This is a genomic window from Streptomyces sp. NPDC086519, from assembly GCF_040686075.1.
GTDB lineage: Bacteria > Actinomycetota > Actinomycetes > Streptomycetales > Streptomycetaceae > Streptomyces > Streptomyces shenzhenensis.
Genome location: NZ_JBFBJL010000054.1, coordinates 49,874 through 65,993, shown reverse-complemented (window position 1 = coordinate 65,993; position 16,120 = coordinate 49,874). Strand labels below are relative to the sequence as shown.

The window sequence follows — 16,120 nt, the reverse complement described above, 5'->3', positions numbered from 1 at the left end:
ACCATCGTCACCGTCTGCAAGGTCGTCGTCGCGGTCGTCGGGATCATCGCGTTGATCATCGGCGGGCCGATCCTCGGCGCGATCGTGCTGGTCGCCGCGCTCGTCGTGCTCGCGGACACGCTCTACAAATACTCAAAAGGCCAAGCGTCCCTGTGGGACGTGGCGTTCGCGGCCATGGACTGCATACCCGGCGGCAAGGGCATCACCAGCCTTGGCAAGCTCGCCAAGGGGCTGAGGGAGCTGAAGGACCTGCGCGGCGGCATGAAGGCCATGAGCCTCGCCGTCCGCGGACTGGGGAAGAACGCCCGCGGCATGCTGGAGGACGGTGCCAAGGGCGCTTTCAACCGGTTGAAAAGCAAGATCAAGGGGTGCGGTGACCCTGTCGATGTGGCGACGGGCGAGATGTTCCTGGCCGAGACGGATGTCTCCCTCCCCGGGACCCTTCCCCTGGCATTCGTCCGGCGGGTCTCGTCGGGATACCGATGCGGCTGGTGGTTCGGTCCCGGTTGGAGCTCCACTCTCGACCAGCACCTGGAGATCGGCGACGGAGAGATCGTCTTCGTCACGGAGGACGGGATGTTGCTCCTCTACCGTGGCGCGGACGCCGAGGGCCGAACGTGGTTCCCCGTCTCCGGACCCAGGCTGTCCCTCACTCAGGAGGCCGACGGAACCTATCGCGTGGACGACCCGCACACCGGGCTCACCCGCCGCTTCGCACCGCTCGCTGACGGCACGGCACACATCACCGAGATAGCCGACCGCAATGCCAACCGCGTCACCTTCGAGTACGACAGCACCGGCTCGCCACTCGCGATGCGTCACTCGGGTGGATACCACCTGGCCTTCACCGCCGATGAGGGCCGTGTCACCTCAATGAGGCTGGTCGGTGGGGCTGAGGACGGCTCGGATGTTCTTGTCAGGGGCTATGAGTACACCGACGGCAATCTTACCGGCGTCGCCAATTCCTCCGGCAGCACCCTTGCATTCGCCTACGACGAGCGTCTGCGGGTCACCTCGTGGACCGACCGGAACGGCAGCCGTTACTCGTACGCCTACGACGACCGCGACCGGTGTGTCGCACAGCGTGGCGAGGCCGGACACCTTGCCGGGACGTTTGCGTACGAGGGTACGGACGCCGCATGGCCGGGCTGCCGAATCACCACCTACGTCACTACGGACGGTTCGGTGTCCCGCTTCGTCGTCAACGGCGAGAGCCAGGTGGTCGCCGAGATCGACCCTCTAGGGAACACCACCCGTACCGAATACGACCGAGATCATCACCTGCTCTCGCGTACGGACGCACTCGGGGCCGTCACCCGCTACGAGAACAACGCCGTCGGTAAGCCGACGCGGGTTGCGCTGCCCAACGGCGGTCTGGTCACGGTGGAGTACGACACCCTCCAGTTGCCGGTTCGGGTGGGCCTCCCGGACGGGACGTTCTGGGAGCACGGCTATGACAGCCGGGGCAACCGGGTGTCTTCTACCGCCCCCGACGGGAGTCACACTCGGTTCACGTACGACGACCGAGGGGCCCTGGAGTCGGTCACGGACCCGCTTGGTGCCACGACCCATGTGCGTTGTGATCGGGCCGGCCTGCGTGTCGAGACCGTCAGCGCCTTGGGCGAACGTTCAACCCGCACCTACGACGCCTTTGGCCGGCTCAGCGGTGTCACCGATCCGCTGGGGCGGACCACGAGTCTCCGGTGGACGGTCGAGGGGCGGATCACCCAGGTGGTCGCCCCCAACGGCTCGGAGGAGAGCTGGCGCTATGACGGCGAGGGGAACTGCACCTCCCACACCGGACCGGGCGGTGCGCGGACGACCTTCGAATATGGTCCGTTCGATCTACTGAAGGCACAGACGGCCCCCGACGGCGGCCGATACGAGTTCGGCTACGACGCGTCGCTCCGGCTCACGGATGTGAGCAACCCGCTGGGTCTGCACTGGAGGTACACGTACGACTCCGCGGGCCGACTCGTGGCCGAGTCGGACTTCGACGAACAGTGCACTGTGTACGAGCACGATGCCGTCGGCCGGGTCGGCAGGCGGGTGAACCCGGCGGGACAGGGCGTCGACTACGTCTACGACGTCATGGGCCGGCTTGTCGCCAAGACGGTCGGCGGTGAGACGACGACCTACGGGCATGACGCGATGGGCCGGCTCGTCCGAGCCACGGGCCCTGACTGCGACCTCCGGTTCGAGCGTGACCGCGCCGGGCGGACCGTCGTCGAGCGGGTCGACGGCCGGTCGCTGGTCTCCTCGTACGACGCCTCGGGGCGCCGCGTCGAGCGCAGCACGCCGTCTGGCGCGCGGGCACGGTACAGCTATGACGCCGTCGGACGGACGATCGGTCTGGACAGCTCTGGGCACGTCATCGAGTTCGTGAACGACGCGGCAGGCCAGGAGATCAGCCGCCTGATCGATGGCTCCCTGCGTTTCACCCAGTCATGGGGCGCGAACGGACGGCCCTCGGAACAGCGATGGGCCGCAGGCGATCGGCTGGTCCAGAGCCGCACGTACGAATACGGACGGGACGGCCACCTCACGGGGATCGCGGACGCCCTTGACGGCCCGACAGCCCTGGACATCGACGTCATGGGGCGCGTACGCGGCATCGAGGCGGGAGACCGTAGAGAGAGCTACGTCTATGACGTGGCCGGCCACATCGCCTCCGCCGCCTGGGCCGGTTATCCGGGAGCTGAAGGAACGGCGGGCGACCGGGCCTACGCCGGAACCCGTCTGCACCGGGCAGGCGCCACCCGTTACGTCTACGACGTGGCCGGACGTGTGGTCGAGCGCCGTAGGACCAGGCTGTCCCGGAAACCCGACGTATGGCGGTACTCGTGGGATGCCGAAGACCGCCTCACGTCCGTGGTGACCCCGGACGGCGCTGTCTGGCGTTACCTCTACGACCCCCTCGGCCGGCGAATCGCCAAGGAACGCCTCGGCGACGACGGCCGTACGGTCGTGGAGCGCACGGACTTCACCTGGGACGGGGCAATCCTCGCCGAGCAGACCACCTACGGCCCGGCGGCGCCCCATCCGGTCACCCTCACCTGGGACCACGACGGCCCACGCCCCCTCACGCAGACCGAGCGGCTGACCGACGCGGCGACGCAGGAGGAGATCGACTCCCGGTTCTTCGCGATCGTCACCGACTTGGTCGGGACCCCCACCGAACTGATCGATCCCCAGGGTTCGGTGGCCTGGCGCGCACGGCGGACGACATGGGGCGCGACCTACGTGCCGAGTAAGCGCGAGGCTTACACGCCGCTGCGCTTTCCCGGGCAGTACCAGGACTTCGAGACCGGCCTGCACTACAACTTCCACCGGTACTACGATCCGGACACCGCGCGATACACGTCGCTCGACCCGCTCGGCCTTGCACCTGCTCCCAACCCCTACGGGTACGTCACCAACCCATGGCGGCAGATCGACCCGTTGGGCCTCATGTCGTGCGAAGAGGAAACCGTAGTCCTCTACCATGGCTCGAAAAACTGGACCGGTGACAAATTCTCGCTGGGCAGTTCGGGAGATCTGCAGCGCCAGTACACGCCGGACACCGGTGTTTACTTGACGGATGATTTCAGCAGGGCAGCCACTCAGTACGCTGGTCCCGAAGGGGTGGTTGTGCGAACCGAGGTACCCAAGTCATTCGCCGAATCGGTTTTGCGGGAGCACAGCGGACCCGCCGGAAAACAGCCTGAGTATTTCGTGAACACGCCGGAAGGGCTGGACGTTCTGAATTCGGGATCTCCGCGTGCCCTGCCGCAAAGGGATGCGATAATCCAGCACATGATGGGTCTATTCTAGATATGGGGCGAGTGACTTTGGCAGAACGTGCGTTCCCGGTACCGGAGAGTGTGCTCGCTCGTGAGGTGTTCGGGCCGCTCGGCGGCGTGGTGGAGGTCGGCGCGGTGAACGCCACGGGCACATGGGCCCTCGCGGATGTCTCGATGGCCGGTTTCCTGGATCGCGGGGGTGACCGGGTGCGGGCCCTGCTCGAAGGCGTCAGAGAGGTCTGCGGATTCGGCGACGAGGCCATGGCCATCGCTGATGAACTGGGCTACTTCCGCGACCACGAGGTGACCGCGGCGTCGCTGCTTCTGTGGTCGGCAGGTGTCACCGGGATCCCGCAGCCACTGGAGCGGCTGGAGGAGCCGGCCACGGTGCGGCGCATGTGCCGTATGGCAGCGGACCTGCAGCTCGTCAATCTTCTCCAGGCCCTGGTGAACGCGGCCGTCGCGGCCGGCATGCGGGCCGATACCGGTGCCCGGCGAATCGCCCGACTTCTCGGCGTCGCGTCCGATGTGGTGGATCCGACTGGTGTGCGCACGCCTGAACTGGTCTACCGCATGTGGCGCGTCGGTCATCTCCCTGCCATCCTCCACCCCCAGTCCGGCGCGCCTGAAGCCGGGAAGGCGGGGTATCGGGCCTATGACCAGGAACTGGAGCGGTTGCTGGAGTCCGCCTGACGGGCGGCACGGCTCGTACAGCCCAGGCGGCCGGGAGCGGCGCGCAGTCGGGCGGCAGACCTGGGGTCACGCGGTTGTGAGCGGTCTTCCATGTGCCGGGCAATGGTATGAGTGGAATGAGTAAATGGATGACGTAAGCGCTGAACTGGGTCGGCTGTCCGATCTCGACGAACTCAGTGGCCAGGCCGTGGAGGGAGTCCTCGCCGCGGCCGGGTGGACGGGTGAGCGCAGGAACCCCGCGAAGGCGTGGGCCACCACCTGGCGGCGCGACGGTGCCGGCGCATGGGTCCAGGGGAACGCGCCTGTGGAGGTGCAGTTCACTCTCTGGCACCGCGATGTCGAGGACGAGCGGCCGGATCCGGACACCTACATCGAAGAGCTCTACGACGCGGCAGCGGCGGAACTCCCGACGGTCGTCTCGCAGCTGACATCCGGAGTCCTCGGACCGCGGCTCCAGGAGTCGGACCGGGATCTGACCGGAGACGAGGACTTCATCGAGCACCGGGCCTGGATCGTCGCGGACAAGGTCGTCCTGGCCGGGGTCAAGCACAGCGACACCGACGCGCCCGTCCAGCTCGTCGTCGTCCTGCGCGCGGACACCCCGGACGACGCCGACGCCGAGGACGCCGAGGACGACGACTGGTTGTGACGCGCGAGGACGACGACTGGTTGTGACGCGCGAGGACGACGACTGGTCGTGACGCGTCCCGGGGCCGCCGACGTCGGCCGGGCTGGCACCCCGCGTCAGGGGTTGAAGTAAGGGTCCTTCGCCATGCGCTGGTACGCCGTCAGCGACGAGGCCGAGGAGTTGATCTGCCAGTGGCGCTCCTTGTCGACGTCGAACCAGACCACCGCCTTGATCAGCGGGAACTTCGTCTTCAGCGCCGAGACGATCCCCGCGATCCACGCCGCCTTGCTGCCGCCGACCTCGTCGGAGGCCGTCTCGGCGATGATGACGGGCTTGCCCTTCGCGGCGAGCTTCGCGTAGGTGGCGGAGAAGGTGTCCTTGAAGCTCTGCCACGTGAAATCCGGGTCGGACGTTCCCCAGTTGTATCCGTCGACGCCGGTCCAGTCGACGTACTGGTCGCCGGGGTAGTAGGACATCATCGAGGGGGCACCCTCGCTGTCGGTGACGTTCGGGCACCACGCCCATACGACGTTCGTCGCGCCGCGTGCCACGAAGACGTCGTGGATGTGGCGGTAGGCGGCGATGTACTTCGAGGGCCGGTGCCCGCCCCAGCCCTCCCCCTCGTTCATCTCGGCCGCGAAATCGAGGAAGAACAGCTTGCCGAGCGCCTTGGCCCCGTCAGCGCGCTTGCTGATCGTCGAGTCCAGGGCGCCACTGATGATCTTGTCGAAGTCGATGTTGTCGGGCTCCCAGTTGACCAGCGGGACGCGGCCTTCCGCGAGGTCCGCGCGGGTGGTCGAGGAGGAGCCCGTCCAGTCGTCGGACCAGTCGTAGTAGGTGAGATGGACGGCCGGTTTCCGCCCGATGCGGGCGTCGGTCGCGGCCATCGTGCCGGAACCGTAGAAGTGACCGAGCAGCGCGCCCTGTGCGGGAACGAGCGGGACTCCCCGGACGGTGCCGCTCACCTTCGAGGCGGCCGGTGCACTCCGGCTGATCTGGGGGAGGGCGTCCGCCGCGGGGTTGACGCCTGCCGTCGAGCCGGAGCAGGCGGTGGTCAGTGTGGTGAGTGCCAGCAGGAGGACTGCGGCGCATCGCGGACCGAGGTGTCTGTTCACGTGTGCAGGGTGCCGACCCGACGATGAGGGGACGATGAGGGGCGGCTGTCAGGACGGCGTGTGCGGCGGAAGCGCCAGTTCGACAAGGGCTCCGCCGCCGGGCGCCCGTACCGCCCGGGCCGTGCCGCCGTGCAGGTCGGCGACCCACCGGACGATGGCGAGCCCCACCCCGACGCCGTCCCGCCCGTCACGCCCGCCGGTCACCCGGTCGCCGAAGACCTTCTCGCGATCCGCCGCGGCGATGCCCGGACCGTGATCGCGGACCGAGATCCGGCCGGCCGCGACGTGCACGTCCACGAGCGGAGGCCCGTCGGCCGGTGCCCCGTGACGCAGGGCGTTCTCGACGAGGTTGCGTACGGCCTGGGTCAGCAGGTCGGGGTCGCCGAGCACGACGGTCGGCCGGGTCCGTACCGTCACGTCCGCCTCGTCGTAAGGGAGTTCGTCAACCACCTGCTCGACCAGCTGGTCAAGGCGCAACGGGGTGAGCTCCACCCGTACGCTTCCCGCCTGGACGCGGGCCCTGCTGAGCAGCCCCGCCACCAGGCGGGCCAGGTGGTCGACCAGCCGCACCGCGTCGGCCGGCGCCCTCGTCGCCCCGGGCGTCGAGGTCACGCCGCCCTCCAGGGCGAGGCGCAACGCGGCGAGCGGGGTGCGCAGTTCGTGGGCCGCCTCCCTCAGGAACCGCTCCTGCTGGTCCAGTGCGCGCAGCGCCGGGCGCATGCTCCGTCCCGACAGCCAGTGGCCGGCGCCGGCCGAGACGAATACCAGGACGGCACAGCCGGCGACAAGCGAGCGGACCAATTCCTCGTGCTGTCGCTCCAACGGCGCCAGTTCGACCGCGGTGAGGACCACGGCACCGATGGTGTCGGTGTCCCAGACCGGTGCGGCGGCCCAGCGCAGCCTTCTGCCGTCGGCTCCGGCGGCTGTCGCCAGGACCGGACCCTGCTCCCGGACCGTGGACGTCCACAGGGTGTGGAGTTCGCCCGCCGGGGGCAGCGGGGAGGGGGCGGACGGCCGCGCCCACCGCACCCGCACGGGACCCGTGCCCTCACGCCGTATTACCGCGGTCACGGTCGACGCGTTCGCCAGCTCGTCCTCCGACAGCGGCTCCAGATGCAGTGTCCCGTGGTCCATCCAGACGGCACGGGAAAGCGCCAGCGCACGTCCGCTCACCTGTGAGTCCAGAGCGCGGGACGCGGCCCGGGCGTCGATGGCGGTGGCGATGAACACCAGTGCCACCAAGGCGGCGGCGCTCACCGCCGTGTAGAGCAGCGTCAGCGTCCACCGGGTCCGGCGCAGCCGTACGACGGAGGCAGGACCGGATGCAGTACCCGAGGCAGTACCGGCGGCGGGGCGCCCGGCCGAGGGAGGACCGGCGTTCATACCGGCTCCCGGATGCGGTAGCCGACACCCCGCAGGGACTCGATGAGATCCGGCGGTCCGAGCTTCCTGCGCAGCTGCCCGACGACCACGTCGACCACGTTAGACCGGGGATCGCTCATCTCGTCCCAGCAGCTCTCGAGCAGTTCGCTGCGCGTGAGGACCTCGCCGGCGCGCAGCATCAGCGCTTCGAGTACGGCGAATTCCTTCGCGGTGAGCGTGAGCAGCACACCGGCGCGGCGCACCCGCCGGGTCGGCAGGTCCAGTGTCACGTCGCCGACGGTGAGCCGGGGCGGCCGCGGCGGGTTGTCGCGCCGGCACAGGGCACGCACCCGCACGGTCAGCTCGGCCATGGCGAACGGTTTGACGAGATAGTCGTCGGCACCGTGCTCGAAGCCCGACACCCGGTCGTCGACGGCCCCCAGCGCGGTGAGCACCAGCACGGGGAACGTCCGCCCGGTCTCCCGCCACGCCTTGATCAGCGCCAAGGCGTCGCCGTCGGGCAGACCACGGTCCGCGATCACACAGTCGTAGGCGTTGACCACCACCTTGAGGTCGGCCTCGTCCATTCGCTCGGCCCGGTCGACAGCGAAACCCGCGGCGCGCAGTCCGGTCGCGATCGCGGGAGCGAGTTCGGGGTCGTCTTCCACCAGGAGCACGCGCACGGTGGGTGATGCTACGGCGAGCAGCTCACCCGTGCCCCGTACCCCGTCCAAAGGGTTCGCCCTGCGCGACGGATCCGCGTTCGAAGAGGACGAGACGGTGGCCGTCCTGGTAGGGCGCGGCGAGGACGATCGTGGCGGTGCGGTGGCCTTCTTCGCGTCCGTGTGCGCCGGACAGGTCGCCCCTGGCAGAGGTGGATACCCCGCCCGCCGCCCTTGCGTGACCCGCTCCCGCCGGCGCTGGAAGCGGGACCTCCGGCCACTCCCGTGCCGCCGGGGAAGCGACAACCGGTGCGGGCGGCGGGGCGGCCATCGTCTGGGCAGGTGTTTGACCTACGTCCCCCCGGGGGTATTCTCTCCGGCTCGATTGGCCAGCCCCCCGGCCCGTATGGCAGACTGTCCGAGTTGCTCGGTCGAGTGTTGATGCTGCGCGCCTCCCGCCGGGAGGACCGGAAGCGAGTCCCACAGTACTCGTCGTCCTAACTGCCTCACGGCAGCGCTGGGGCGGACGTACGGGAATCTTTCGGGAAGTGCGGTGCGGCACCGGCCAGGCGCCCGGTGGGCCTTCCGCCCTCGGCTTGCGGTACCGGAAGGGCCGTGTGCATTCCCCGCAGGGATGTTCGAACAAGGGACATCTGTGTCAGTGAGAGTGCGACACGCCCGACCGCGTGGGTCGGAGGAAGGAAGGCGGCATGAAGGAATCGCCGGGTTCCAGAGCGTTAGCAGAGACAGGACTACTGAGTAGCCATGGCGGGACAGAAGATCCGCATCCGGCTCAAGGCCTACGACCACGAGGTCATCGACTCCTCGGCGAAGAAGATCGTCGAGACGGTGACTCGCACTGGTGCGTCGGTCGCGGGCCCGGTGCCGCTGCCCACTGAGAAGAACGTGTACTGCGTCATCAAGTCGCCGCACAAGTACAAGGACTCGCGCGAGCACTTCGAGATGCGCACCCACAAGCGCCTGATCGACATCCTCGACCCGACCCCCAAGACCGTTGACTCTCTGATGCGACTCGACCTCCCGGCCGGTGTCGACATCGAGATCAAGCTCTGAGGCCGGTGATCTGAGAATGGCTAAGCAGATCAAGGGCATCCTGGGCGAGAAGCTCGGCATGACGCAGGTTTGGGACGAGAACAACCGGGTCGTCCCGGTGACCGTCGTCAAGGCCGGCCCGAATGTCGTGACCCAGGTCCGCACCAACGACGTCGACGGCTACGAGTCCGTCCAGCTCGCCTTCGGCGAGATCGACCCGCGCAAGGTGAACAAGCCCCTCAAGGGTCACTTCGCGAAGGCCGACGTCACCCCCCGCCGCCACCTCGTCGAGATCCGTACGGCCGACGCCGCCGAGTACACCCTCGGTCAGGAAGTCACCGCCGAGGTCTTCGAGGCCGGCGTGAAGGTCGACGTCACCGGCAAGAGCAAGGGCAAGGGCTTCGCCGGTGTCATGAAGCGTCACAACTTCAAGGGCCTCGGCGCCGGTCACGGCACCCAGCGCAAGCACCGCTCGCCCGGTTCCATCGGTGGCTGCGCCACCCCGGGCCGCGTGTTCAAGGGCCTCCGCATGGCGGGTCGCATGGGCAACGAGCGTGTCACCACCCAGAACCTGACCGTCCACGCCGTTGACGCGGAGAAGGGTCTGCTGCTCATCAAGGGCGCGGTTCCCGGTCCGAACGGCGGCCTCGTCCTGGTCCGCACCGCGGCCAAGGGGGCCTGAGGTACCGATGAGCACTGTTGACATCCTTTCGCCTGCCGGCGAGAAGACCGGAACCGTCGAGCTCCCCGCGGAGATCTTCGGCGTGGAGAAGGTCAGCATCCCGCTGATCCACCAGGTCGTCGTCGCGCAGAACGCGGCCGCCCGTCAGGGCACGCACAAGACGAAGACCCGTGGCGAGGTCCGTGGTGGCGGCAAGAAGCCGTACCGCCAGAAGGGCACCGGCCGCGCCCGCCAGGGCTCGACCCGCGCGCCGCAGTTCGCCGGCGGTGGCGTCGTCCACGGCCCGCAGCCGCGTGACTACTCGCAGCGCACCCCGAAGAAGATGAAGGCTGCCGCTCTGCGTCACGCCCTCACCGACCGGGCGCGTCACAACCGCATCCACGTCGTCACCGGCGTGATCGAGGGCGAGACCCCCAGCACCAAGGCCGCTCGCACGCTGTTCGGCAAGATCTCGGAGCGCAAGAACCTGCTCCTGGTCATCGACCGCGCCGACGAGGCCGCGTGGCTGTCCGCCCGCAACCTGCCCCAGGTCCACATCCTGGAGCCGGGCCAGCTGAACACGTACGACGTGATCGTCTCGGACGACGTGGTCTTCACCCAGGCCGCCTTCGAGTCCTTCGTCGCCGGCCCGAAGGCCAACGACACCGAAGGGACCGAGGTCTGATGGCTATCCGTCACCCGAGCATCGCCTCGAAGGCCGCCAAGGCCGCCAAGGCCGCCCGCGTCGCCAAGGCGCGCCGCCACGAGGCCGAGGGCAAGAACACCGTCGAGACCCCGCTCAGCAAGTCGTACACGGACCCCCGTGACATCCTGCTGAAGCCGGTCGTCTCCGAGAAGAGCTACGCGCTCCTCGACGAGAACAAGTACACGTTCATCGTCGACCCGAACGCCAACAAGACCCAGATCAAGCAGGCCGTCCAGGCGGTCTTCTCGGTCAAGGTCACCGGGGTCAACACGATCAACCGCCAGGGCAAGCGCAAGCGCACCCGCACCGGCTTCGGCCAGCGCGCGGCGACCAAGCGCGCGATCGTGACCCTCGCCGAGGGCGACCGTATCGACATCTTCGGCGGTCCGACCGCGTAAGCGGGTCGGATCGTCCGATATCGGACGAGGACTGAGAAATGGGAATCCGCAAGTACAAGCCGACTACGCCGGGCCGCCGTGGCGCCAGCGTCGCCGACTTCGTCGAGGTCACGCGGTCCACGCCGGAGAAGTCGCTGGTCCGCCCGCTGCACAGCAAGGGCGGCCGTAACAACGCCGGTCGTGTGACCGTTCGCCACCAGGGTGGCGGACACAAGCGCGCCTACCGCGTGATCGACTTCCGTCGTCACGACAAGGACGGCGTGCCGGCGAAGGTCGCGCACATCGAGTACGACCCCAACCGCACCGCGCGCATCGCGCTGCTGCACTACGCCGACGGCGAGAAGCGCTACATCCTCGCCCCGCGCAACCTGCAGCAGGGCGACACCGTGGAGAACGGTCCCGGGGCCGACATCAAGCCGGGCAACAACCTGGCCCTCCGCAACATCCCGGTCGGTACCACGGTCCACGCGATCGAGCTCCGTCCCGGCGGTGGCGCCAAGTTCGCCCGCTCCGCGGGTGCCTCGGTGCAGCTGCTCGCCCGTGAGGGCGCCATGGCGACCCTCCGTATGCCGTCCGGCGAGATCCGCATGGTGGACGCGCGCTGCCGCGCCACCGTCGGTGAGGTCGGCAACGCCGAGCAGTCGAACATCAACTGGGGCAAGGCCGGCCGCAAGCGGTGGCTGGGCGTCCGCCCGACCGTCCGTGGTGTCGTGATGAACCCGGTCGACCACCCGCACGGTGGTGGTGAGGGCCGGACCTCCGGTGGTCGTCACCCTGTGTCCCCGTGGGGCAAGAAGGAAGGCCGTACTCGTTCGCCCAAGAAGGCGTCGAACAAGTACATCGTCCGCCGCCGCAAGACGAACAAGAAGCGCTAAGGACGGGTTGAGATGCCGCGTAGCTTGAAGAAGGGGCCCTTCGTCGACGACCACCTGATCAAGAAGGTGGATGTCCAGAACGAAGCCGGCACCAAGAACGTCATCAAGACCTGGTCCCGCCGCTCGATGATCGTCCCGGCCATGCTCGGCCACACGATCGCGGTGCACAACGGCAAGACCCACATCCCGGTGTTCGTCACCGAGTCGATGGTCGGCCACAAGCTCGGCGAGTTCTCGCCGACCCGCACCTTCCGTGGCCACGTCAAGGACGACCGGAAGTCGAAGCGCCGCTAGTAGCGGATCGCATTCAGACACGTAAGTAACTGAGAGGGACAACCATGGAAGCCAGGGCCCAGGCGCGGTACATCCGCGTTACGCCCATGAAGGCCCGCCGCGTGGTGGACCTTATCCGTGGCATGGATGCCACGGAGGCTCAGGCTGTTCTGCGATTCGCTCCGCAGGCAGCCTCCGTGCCGGTCGGCAAGGTGCTCGACAGCGCCATCGCCAACGCCGCGCACAACTACGACCACACCGACGCCGACAGCCTCTTCATCTCCGAGGCATACGTCGACGAGGGCCCGACCCTGAAGCGGTTCCGTCCGCGCGCCCAGGGCCGTGCCTACCGGATCCGCAAGCGGACCAGCCACATCACCGTGGTCGTCAGCAGCAAGGAAGGAACCCGGTAATGGGCCAGAAGGTTAACCCGCATGGGTTCCGGCTCGGTGTCACCACGGACTTCAAGTCCCGGTGGTACGCCGACAAGCTGTACAAGGACTACGTCAAGGAAGACGTCGCCATCCGTCGGATGATGACGTCCGGCATGGAGCGCGCCGGCATCTCGAAGGTGGAGATCGAGCGCACCCGTGACCGCGTCCGCGTGGACATCCACACCGCGCGTCCGGGCATCGTCATCGGCCGCCGCGGCGCCGAGGCCGACCGCATCCGCGGTGACCTGGAGAAGCTGACCGGCAAGCAGGTCCAGCTGAACATCCTCGAGGTCAAGAACCCGGAGACGGACGCTCAGCTGGTGGCCCAGGCCGTCGCCGAGCAGCTCTCCTCCCGCGTCTCCTTCCGCCGCGCCATGCGTAAGAGCATGCAGTCGGCGATGAAGGCCGGGGCCAAGGGCATCAAGATCCAGTGCGGTGGCCGCCTCGGCGGCGCCGAGATGTCCCGCTCGGAGTTCTACCGCGAGGGCCGCGTGCCCCTGCACACGCTCCGCGCGAACGTGGACTACGGCTTCTTCGAGGCCAAGACGACCTTCGGCCGCATCGGCGTGAAGGTCTGGATCTACAAGGGCGACGTCAAGAACATCGCCGAGGTCCGCGCCGAGAACGCCGCTGCCCGTGCCGGCAACCGCCCGGCCCGTGGTGGCGGCGCTGCGGACCGCCCGGCCCGTGGTGGCCGCGGCGGCGAGCGGCGCGGTCGCAAGCCGCAGCAGGCTGCCGGTGCCGAGGCCCCCAAGGCCGAGGCCCCCGCCGCCGCTCCGGCTGAGAGCACCGGAACGGAGGCCTGACCGACATGCTGATCCCCCGTAGGGTCAAGCACCGCAAGCAGCACCACCCGGGACGCAGCGGCGCTGCCAAGGGTGGCACGACGGTTGCGTTCGGCGAGTACGGCATCCAGGCGCTCACCCCGGCGTATGTGACGAACCGTCAGATCGAGGCCGCTCGTATCGCCATGACGCGTCACATCAAGCGTGGTGGCAAGGTCTGGATCAACATCTACCCGGACCGTCCGCTCACCAAGAAGCCCGCCGAGACCCGCATGGGTTCCGGTAAGGGTTCTCCGGAGTGGTGGATCGCCAACGTCAAGCCCGGACGCGTGATGTTCGAGCTGTCGTACCCCAACGAGAAGATCGCCCGTGAGGCGCTGACCCGTGCGGCCCACAAGCTGCCGATGAAGTGCCGGATCGTCAAGCGCGAGGCAGGTGAAGCGTGATGTCGGCCGGTACCAAGGCGTCCGAGCTGCGCGAGCTGGGCAACGAGGAGCTTCTGGGCAAGCTCCGCGAGGCCAAGGAAGAGCTGTTCAACCTCCGCTTCCAGGCGGCGACGGGTCAGCTCGAGAACCACGGTCGGCTCAAGGCCGTCCGTAAGGACATCGCGCGGATCTACACCCTGATGCGTGAGCGCGAGCTGGGCATCGAGACGGTGGAGAGCGCCTGATGAGCGAGAGCAACGTGACTGAGCAGACTGCATCCAACAGCGGCTCCGCCGCGGGCGAGGCGCGCGGTAGCTTCCGCAAGACCCGTGAGGGTCTGGTCGTCAGCGACAAGATGGACAAGACCGTCGTCGTCGCCGTCGAGGACCGCGTCAAGCACGCGCTGTACGGCAAGGTCATCCGCCGTACGAACAAGCTCAAGGCGCACGACGAGCAGAACGCCGCGGGCGTCGGCGACCGTGTCCTCCTCATGGAGACCCGGCCGCTGTCCGCGACGAAGCGCTGGCGCGTCGTCGAGATCCTCGAGAAGGCCAAGTAAGTCTCCTGCGGGGCATTCCTCGCAGGACAGTTCCGCCAGGCTCCGGGGGCCGTTCTGAACGGCCCCCGGGGAACCGGCAGACAATCAGGAGATAGACGTGATCCAGCAGGAGTCGCGACTGCGCATCGCCGACAACACTGGTGCGAAGGAGATCCTTTGCATCCGTGTGCTCGGTGGCTCCGGTCGCCGCTACGCGGGCATCGGTGACGTCATCGTCGCCACCGTCAAGGACGCGATCCCCGGTGGCAACGTGAAGAAGGGTGACGTCGTCAAGGCGGTCATCGTTCGCACCGTCAAGGAACGCCGCCGTCCGGACGGCTCGTACATCCGCTTCGACGAGAACGCCGCCGTCATTCTGAAGAACGACGGCGACCCTCGCGGTACCCGCATCTTCGGCCCGGTCGGCCGGGAGCTGCGCGAGAAGAAGTTCATGAAGATCATCTCGCTCGCGCCGGAGGTGCTGTAAGCATGAAGATCAAGAAGGGCGACCTGGTCCAGGTCATCACCGGTAAGGACAAGGGCAAGCAGGGCAAGGTCATCGCGGCCTACCCCCGCGAGGACCGTGTTCTGGTCGAGGGTGTCAACCGGGTCAAGAAGCACACCAAGGCCGGCCCGACCGCTCGCGGTTCGCAGGCCGGCGGCATCGTCACGACCGAGGCGCCCGTCCACGTCTCCAACGTCCAGCTGGTCGTTGAGAAGGACGGCAACAAGGTCGTCACGCGTGTCGGTTACCGCTTCGACGACGAAGGCAACAAGATCCGCGTTGCCAAGCGGACGGGTGAGGACATCTGATGGCTACCACCACTGCTCCGCGTCTGAAGCTGAAGTACCGCGAGGAGATCGCGGGCAAGCTGCGTGACGAGTTCAAGTACGAGAACGTCATGCAGATCCCCGGCCTCGTCAAGATCGTGGTCAACATGGGTGTCGGCGACGCCGCCCGTGACTCGAAGCTGATCGAGGGCGCGATCCGCGACCTCACCACGATCACCGGTCAGAAGCCGGCCGTCACCAAGGCCCGCAAGTCCATCGCGCAGTTCAAGCTGCGTGAGGGTCAGCCGATCGGTGCCCACGTCACGCTCCGTGGCGACCGCATGTGGGAGTTCCTGGACCGCACCCTGTCGCTCGCGCTCCCGCGCATCCGCGACTTCCGCGGTCTGTCCCCCAAGCAGTTCGACGGCCGTGGCAACTACACCTTCGGTCTCACGGAGCAGGTCATGTTCCACGAGATCGACCAGGACAAGATCGACCGTACCCGGGGTATGGACATCACCGTGGTGACCACGGCGACCAACGACGCTGAGGGCCGCGCGCTCCTTCGTCACCTCGGCTTCCCGTTCAAGGAGGCGTGAGCGAGATGGCGAAGAAGGCTCTGATTGCCAAGGCTGCTCGCAAGCCCAAGTTCGGTGTGCGTGGCTACACGCGCTGCCAGCGCTGCGGCCGTCCGCACTCCGTGTACCGCAAGTTCGGCCTGTGCCGCGTGTGCCTTCGTGAGATGGCTCACCGTGGCGAGCTGCCGGGCGTGACCAAGAGCTCCTGGTAATCCCCCTTTCAGGGATTCCCAGGGCTCTCGGTAAGCAATGGGCGTGTCAGGCGCCCACCCTTTCATGGCTTAGGCTTGGAGGGTTGGGCGCCTGACAGTCGCCCGTACGACTTACTACGCCGTAGGTCCACCGCGCCGCACCCGTCCCGTCTCGGATCGGGGAGAGGGA

21 protein-coding genes are annotated in these 16,120 nt (G+C 67.9%); 18 read left to right on the top strand and 3 right to left on the bottom strand.

Annotation, left to right across the window (positions count from 1 at the left end):
• The 3 genes from AB0P24_RS36385 to AB0P24_RS36375 form a co-directional block, all read left to right on the top strand.
• Positions 1–3,813 (top strand): DUF6531 domain-containing protein (locus AB0P24_RS36385; protein WP_365801629.1); only part of this gene is annotated, 3,813 nt, incomplete at its 5' end.
• Between the two features lie 11 nt (positions 3,814–3,824).
• On the top strand, positions 3,825–4,475 hold the full coding sequence (locus AB0P24_RS36380; RefSeq protein ID WP_365801627.1) for a hypothetical protein: 651 nt from the start codon (positions 3,825–3,827) through the stop codon (positions 4,473–4,475).
• 124 nt (positions 4,476–4,599) lie between these two features.
• Positions 4,600–5,124 carry a hypothetical protein gene (locus tag AB0P24_RS36375; RefSeq protein WP_365801625.1) on the top strand — a complete coding sequence of 175 codons (525 nt, stop codon included), beginning with the start codon at positions 4,600–4,602 and terminating at the stop codon, positions 5,122–5,124.
• A 95-nt stretch (positions 5,125–5,219) separates the two neighbouring features.
• Here the strand turns inward: AB0P24_RS36375 and AB0P24_RS36370 are convergent, their stop codons facing one another.
• Genes AB0P24_RS36370 through AB0P24_RS36360 form a run of 3 tightly spaced genes read right to left on the bottom strand, consistent with a single transcriptional unit; the run spans position 5,220 to position 8,263 of the window.
• The gene (locus tag AB0P24_RS36370) at positions 5,220–6,218 is read right to left on the bottom strand and encodes a glycosyl hydrolase (RefSeq protein ID WP_365801624.1); all 999 of its coding nucleotides are present in this window, start codon (positions 6,216–6,218) and stop codon (positions 5,220–5,222) included.
• Positions 6,219–6,266: 48 nt separating this feature from the next.
• A complete protein-coding gene (locus AB0P24_RS36365; protein WP_365801622.1) occupies positions 6,267–7,601 on the bottom strand; it encodes a HAMP domain-containing sensor histidine kinase in 1,335 nt (444 codons plus the stop codon).
• The gene (locus tag AB0P24_RS36360; RefSeq protein ID WP_365801620.1) at positions 7,598–8,263 is read right to left on the bottom strand and encodes a response regulator transcription factor; all 666 of its coding nucleotides are present in this window, start codon (positions 8,261–8,263) and stop codon (positions 7,598–7,600) included. Before AB0P24_RS36360 ends, AB0P24_RS36365 begins: the two co-directional genes overlap by 4 nt.
• Positions 8,264–9,007: 744 nt before the next feature.
• On the opposite strand from AB0P24_RS36360, the gene rpsJ reads away from it, so the two are divergent.
• From rpsJ to AB0P24_RS36285, 15 genes are all read left to right on the top strand, one after another.
• On the top strand, positions 9,008–9,316 hold the full coding sequence (rpsJ, locus tag AB0P24_RS36355; protein ID WP_003948644.1) for a 30S ribosomal protein S10: 309 nt from the start codon (positions 9,008–9,010) through the stop codon (positions 9,314–9,316).
• Between the two features lie 16 nt (positions 9,317–9,332).
• Positions 9,333–9,977 (top strand): 50S ribosomal protein L3, encoded by a 645-nt coding sequence (gene rplC / locus AB0P24_RS36350; RefSeq protein WP_181801294.1) that lies wholly within the window; start codon positions 9,333–9,335, stop codon positions 9,975–9,977.
• Between the two features lie 7 nt (positions 9,978–9,984).
• Complete coding sequence (gene rplD / locus AB0P24_RS36345; protein WP_181801295.1) at positions 9,985–10,641, top strand: 50S ribosomal protein L4; 657 nt, start codon at positions 9,985–9,987, stop codon at positions 10,639–10,641.
• On the top strand, positions 10,641–11,060 hold the full coding sequence (rplW, locus tag AB0P24_RS36340) for a 50S ribosomal protein L23 (protein ID WP_181801296.1): 420 nt from the start codon (positions 10,641–10,643) through the stop codon (positions 11,058–11,060). Before rplD ends, rplW begins: the two co-directional genes overlap by 1 nt.
• A 38-nt stretch (positions 11,061–11,098) precedes the next feature.
• On the top strand, positions 11,099–11,935 hold the full coding sequence (rplB, locus tag AB0P24_RS36335) for a 50S ribosomal protein L2 (RefSeq protein WP_093499642.1): 837 nt from the start codon (positions 11,099–11,101) through the stop codon (positions 11,933–11,935).
• A 12-nt stretch (positions 11,936–11,947) separates the two neighbouring features.
• Positions 11,948–12,229, top strand: coding sequence for a 30S ribosomal protein S19 (gene rpsS, locus AB0P24_RS36330; RefSeq protein WP_003948639.1), 282 nt, complete (start codon positions 11,948–11,950; stop codon positions 12,227–12,229).
• A 44-nt stretch (positions 12,230–12,273) separates the two neighbouring features.
• Positions 12,274–12,621, top strand: a complete 348-nt coding sequence (gene rplV, locus AB0P24_RS36325; RefSeq protein ID WP_003974262.1) for a 50S ribosomal protein L22 — start codon at positions 12,274–12,276, stop codon at positions 12,619–12,621.
• Positions 12,621–13,448 carry a 30S ribosomal protein S3 gene (gene rpsC, locus AB0P24_RS36320; RefSeq protein WP_046732371.1) on the top strand — a complete coding sequence of 276 codons (828 nt, stop codon included), beginning with the start codon at positions 12,621–12,623 and terminating at the stop codon, positions 13,446–13,448. Before rplV ends, rpsC begins: the two co-directional genes overlap by 1 nt.
• Before the next feature lie 5 nt (positions 13,449–13,453).
• Positions 13,454–13,873 (top strand): 50S ribosomal protein L16, encoded by a 420-nt coding sequence (gene rplP, locus AB0P24_RS36315; RefSeq protein WP_007494765.1) that lies wholly within the window; start codon positions 13,454–13,456, stop codon positions 13,871–13,873.
• Positions 13,873–14,097, top strand: coding sequence for a 50S ribosomal protein L29 (rpmC, locus tag AB0P24_RS36310; protein WP_030174543.1), 225 nt, complete (start codon positions 13,873–13,875; stop codon positions 14,095–14,097). The genes rplP and rpmC overlap by 1 nt, the downstream gene beginning before the upstream one ends.
• Entirely contained in the window at positions 14,097–14,411 is a 315-nt protein-coding gene (gene rpsQ / locus AB0P24_RS36305) for a 30S ribosomal protein S17 (protein ID WP_365801615.1), read from the top strand. The genes rpmC and rpsQ overlap by 1 nt, the downstream gene beginning before the upstream one ends.
• 97 nt (positions 14,412–14,508) lie before the next feature.
• A complete protein-coding gene (rplN, locus tag AB0P24_RS36300) occupies positions 14,509–14,877 on the top strand; it encodes a 50S ribosomal protein L14 (protein ID WP_359396279.1) in 369 nt (122 codons plus the stop codon).
• A 2-nt stretch (positions 14,878–14,879) separates the two neighbouring features.
• Positions 14,880–15,203, top strand: coding sequence for a 50S ribosomal protein L24 (gene rplX / locus AB0P24_RS36295; protein WP_030967306.1), 324 nt, complete (start codon positions 14,880–14,882; stop codon positions 15,201–15,203).
• Positions 15,203–15,760, top strand: coding sequence for a 50S ribosomal protein L5 (gene rplE, locus AB0P24_RS36290; RefSeq protein WP_093499638.1), 558 nt, complete (start codon positions 15,203–15,205; stop codon positions 15,758–15,760). Before rplX ends, rplE begins: the two co-directional genes overlap by 1 nt.
• A gap of 5 nt (positions 15,761–15,765) precedes the next feature.
• Positions 15,766–15,951, top strand: coding sequence for a type Z 30S ribosomal protein S14 (locus AB0P24_RS36285; protein WP_003948630.1), 186 nt, complete (start codon positions 15,766–15,768; stop codon positions 15,949–15,951).
• Positions 15,952–16,120: the final 169 nt, after the last annotated feature.

What these genes read in the sequence shown, in the direction of transcription:
- rplP (WP_007494765.1), top strand. Translation starts at nt 13,454, where the DNA reads ATGCTGATCCCCCGTAGGGTCAAGCACCGCAAGCAGCACCACCCGGGA.
- AB0P24_RS36285 (WP_003948630.1), top strand. Translation starts at nt 15,766, where the DNA reads ATGGCGAAGAAGGCTCTGATTGCCAAGGCTGCTCGCAAGCCCAAGTTC.
- AB0P24_RS36365 (WP_365801622.1), bottom strand. Translation starts at nt 7,601, where the DNA reads ATGAACGCCGGTCCTCCCTCGGCCGGGCGCCCCGCCGCCGGTACTGCC.
- rpsQ (WP_365801615.1), top strand. Translation starts at nt 14,097, where the DNA reads ATGAGCGAGAGCAACGTGACTGAGCAGACTGCATCCAACAGCGGCTCC.
- rpmC (WP_030174543.1), top strand. Translation starts at nt 13,873, where the DNA reads ATGTCGGCCGGTACCAAGGCGTCCGAGCTGCGCGAGCTGGGCAACGAG.
- rplE (WP_093499638.1), top strand. Translation starts at nt 15,203, where the DNA reads ATGGCTACCACCACTGCTCCGCGTCTGAAGCTGAAGTACCGCGAGGAG.
- rplX (WP_030967306.1), top strand. Translation starts at nt 14,880, where the DNA reads ATGAAGATCAAGAAGGGCGACCTGGTCCAGGTCATCACCGGTAAGGAC.
- rplB (WP_093499642.1), top strand. Translation starts at nt 11,099, where the DNA reads ATGGGAATCCGCAAGTACAAGCCGACTACGCCGGGCCGCCGTGGCGCC.
- rpsC (WP_046732371.1), top strand. Translation starts at nt 12,621, where the DNA reads ATGGGCCAGAAGGTTAACCCGCATGGGTTCCGGCTCGGTGTCACCACG.
- rplV (WP_003974262.1), top strand. Translation starts at nt 12,274, where the DNA reads ATGGAAGCCAGGGCCCAGGCGCGGTACATCCGCGTTACGCCCATGAAG.
- rplD (WP_181801295.1), top strand. Translation starts at nt 9,985, where the DNA reads ATGAGCACTGTTGACATCCTTTCGCCTGCCGGCGAGAAGACCGGAACC.
- rpsJ (WP_003948644.1), top strand. Translation starts at nt 9,008, where the DNA reads ATGGCGGGACAGAAGATCCGCATCCGGCTCAAGGCCTACGACCACGAG.
- AB0P24_RS36375 (WP_365801625.1), top strand. Translation starts at nt 4,600, where the DNA reads ATGGATGACGTAAGCGCTGAACTGGGTCGGCTGTCCGATCTCGACGAA.
- rpsS (WP_003948639.1), top strand. Translation starts at nt 11,948, where the DNA reads ATGCCGCGTAGCTTGAAGAAGGGGCCCTTCGTCGACGACCACCTGATC.
- rplC (WP_181801294.1), top strand. Translation starts at nt 9,333, where the DNA reads ATGGCTAAGCAGATCAAGGGCATCCTGGGCGAGAAGCTCGGCATGACG.
- rplW (WP_181801296.1), top strand. Translation starts at nt 10,641, where the DNA reads ATGGCTATCCGTCACCCGAGCATCGCCTCGAAGGCCGCCAAGGCCGCC.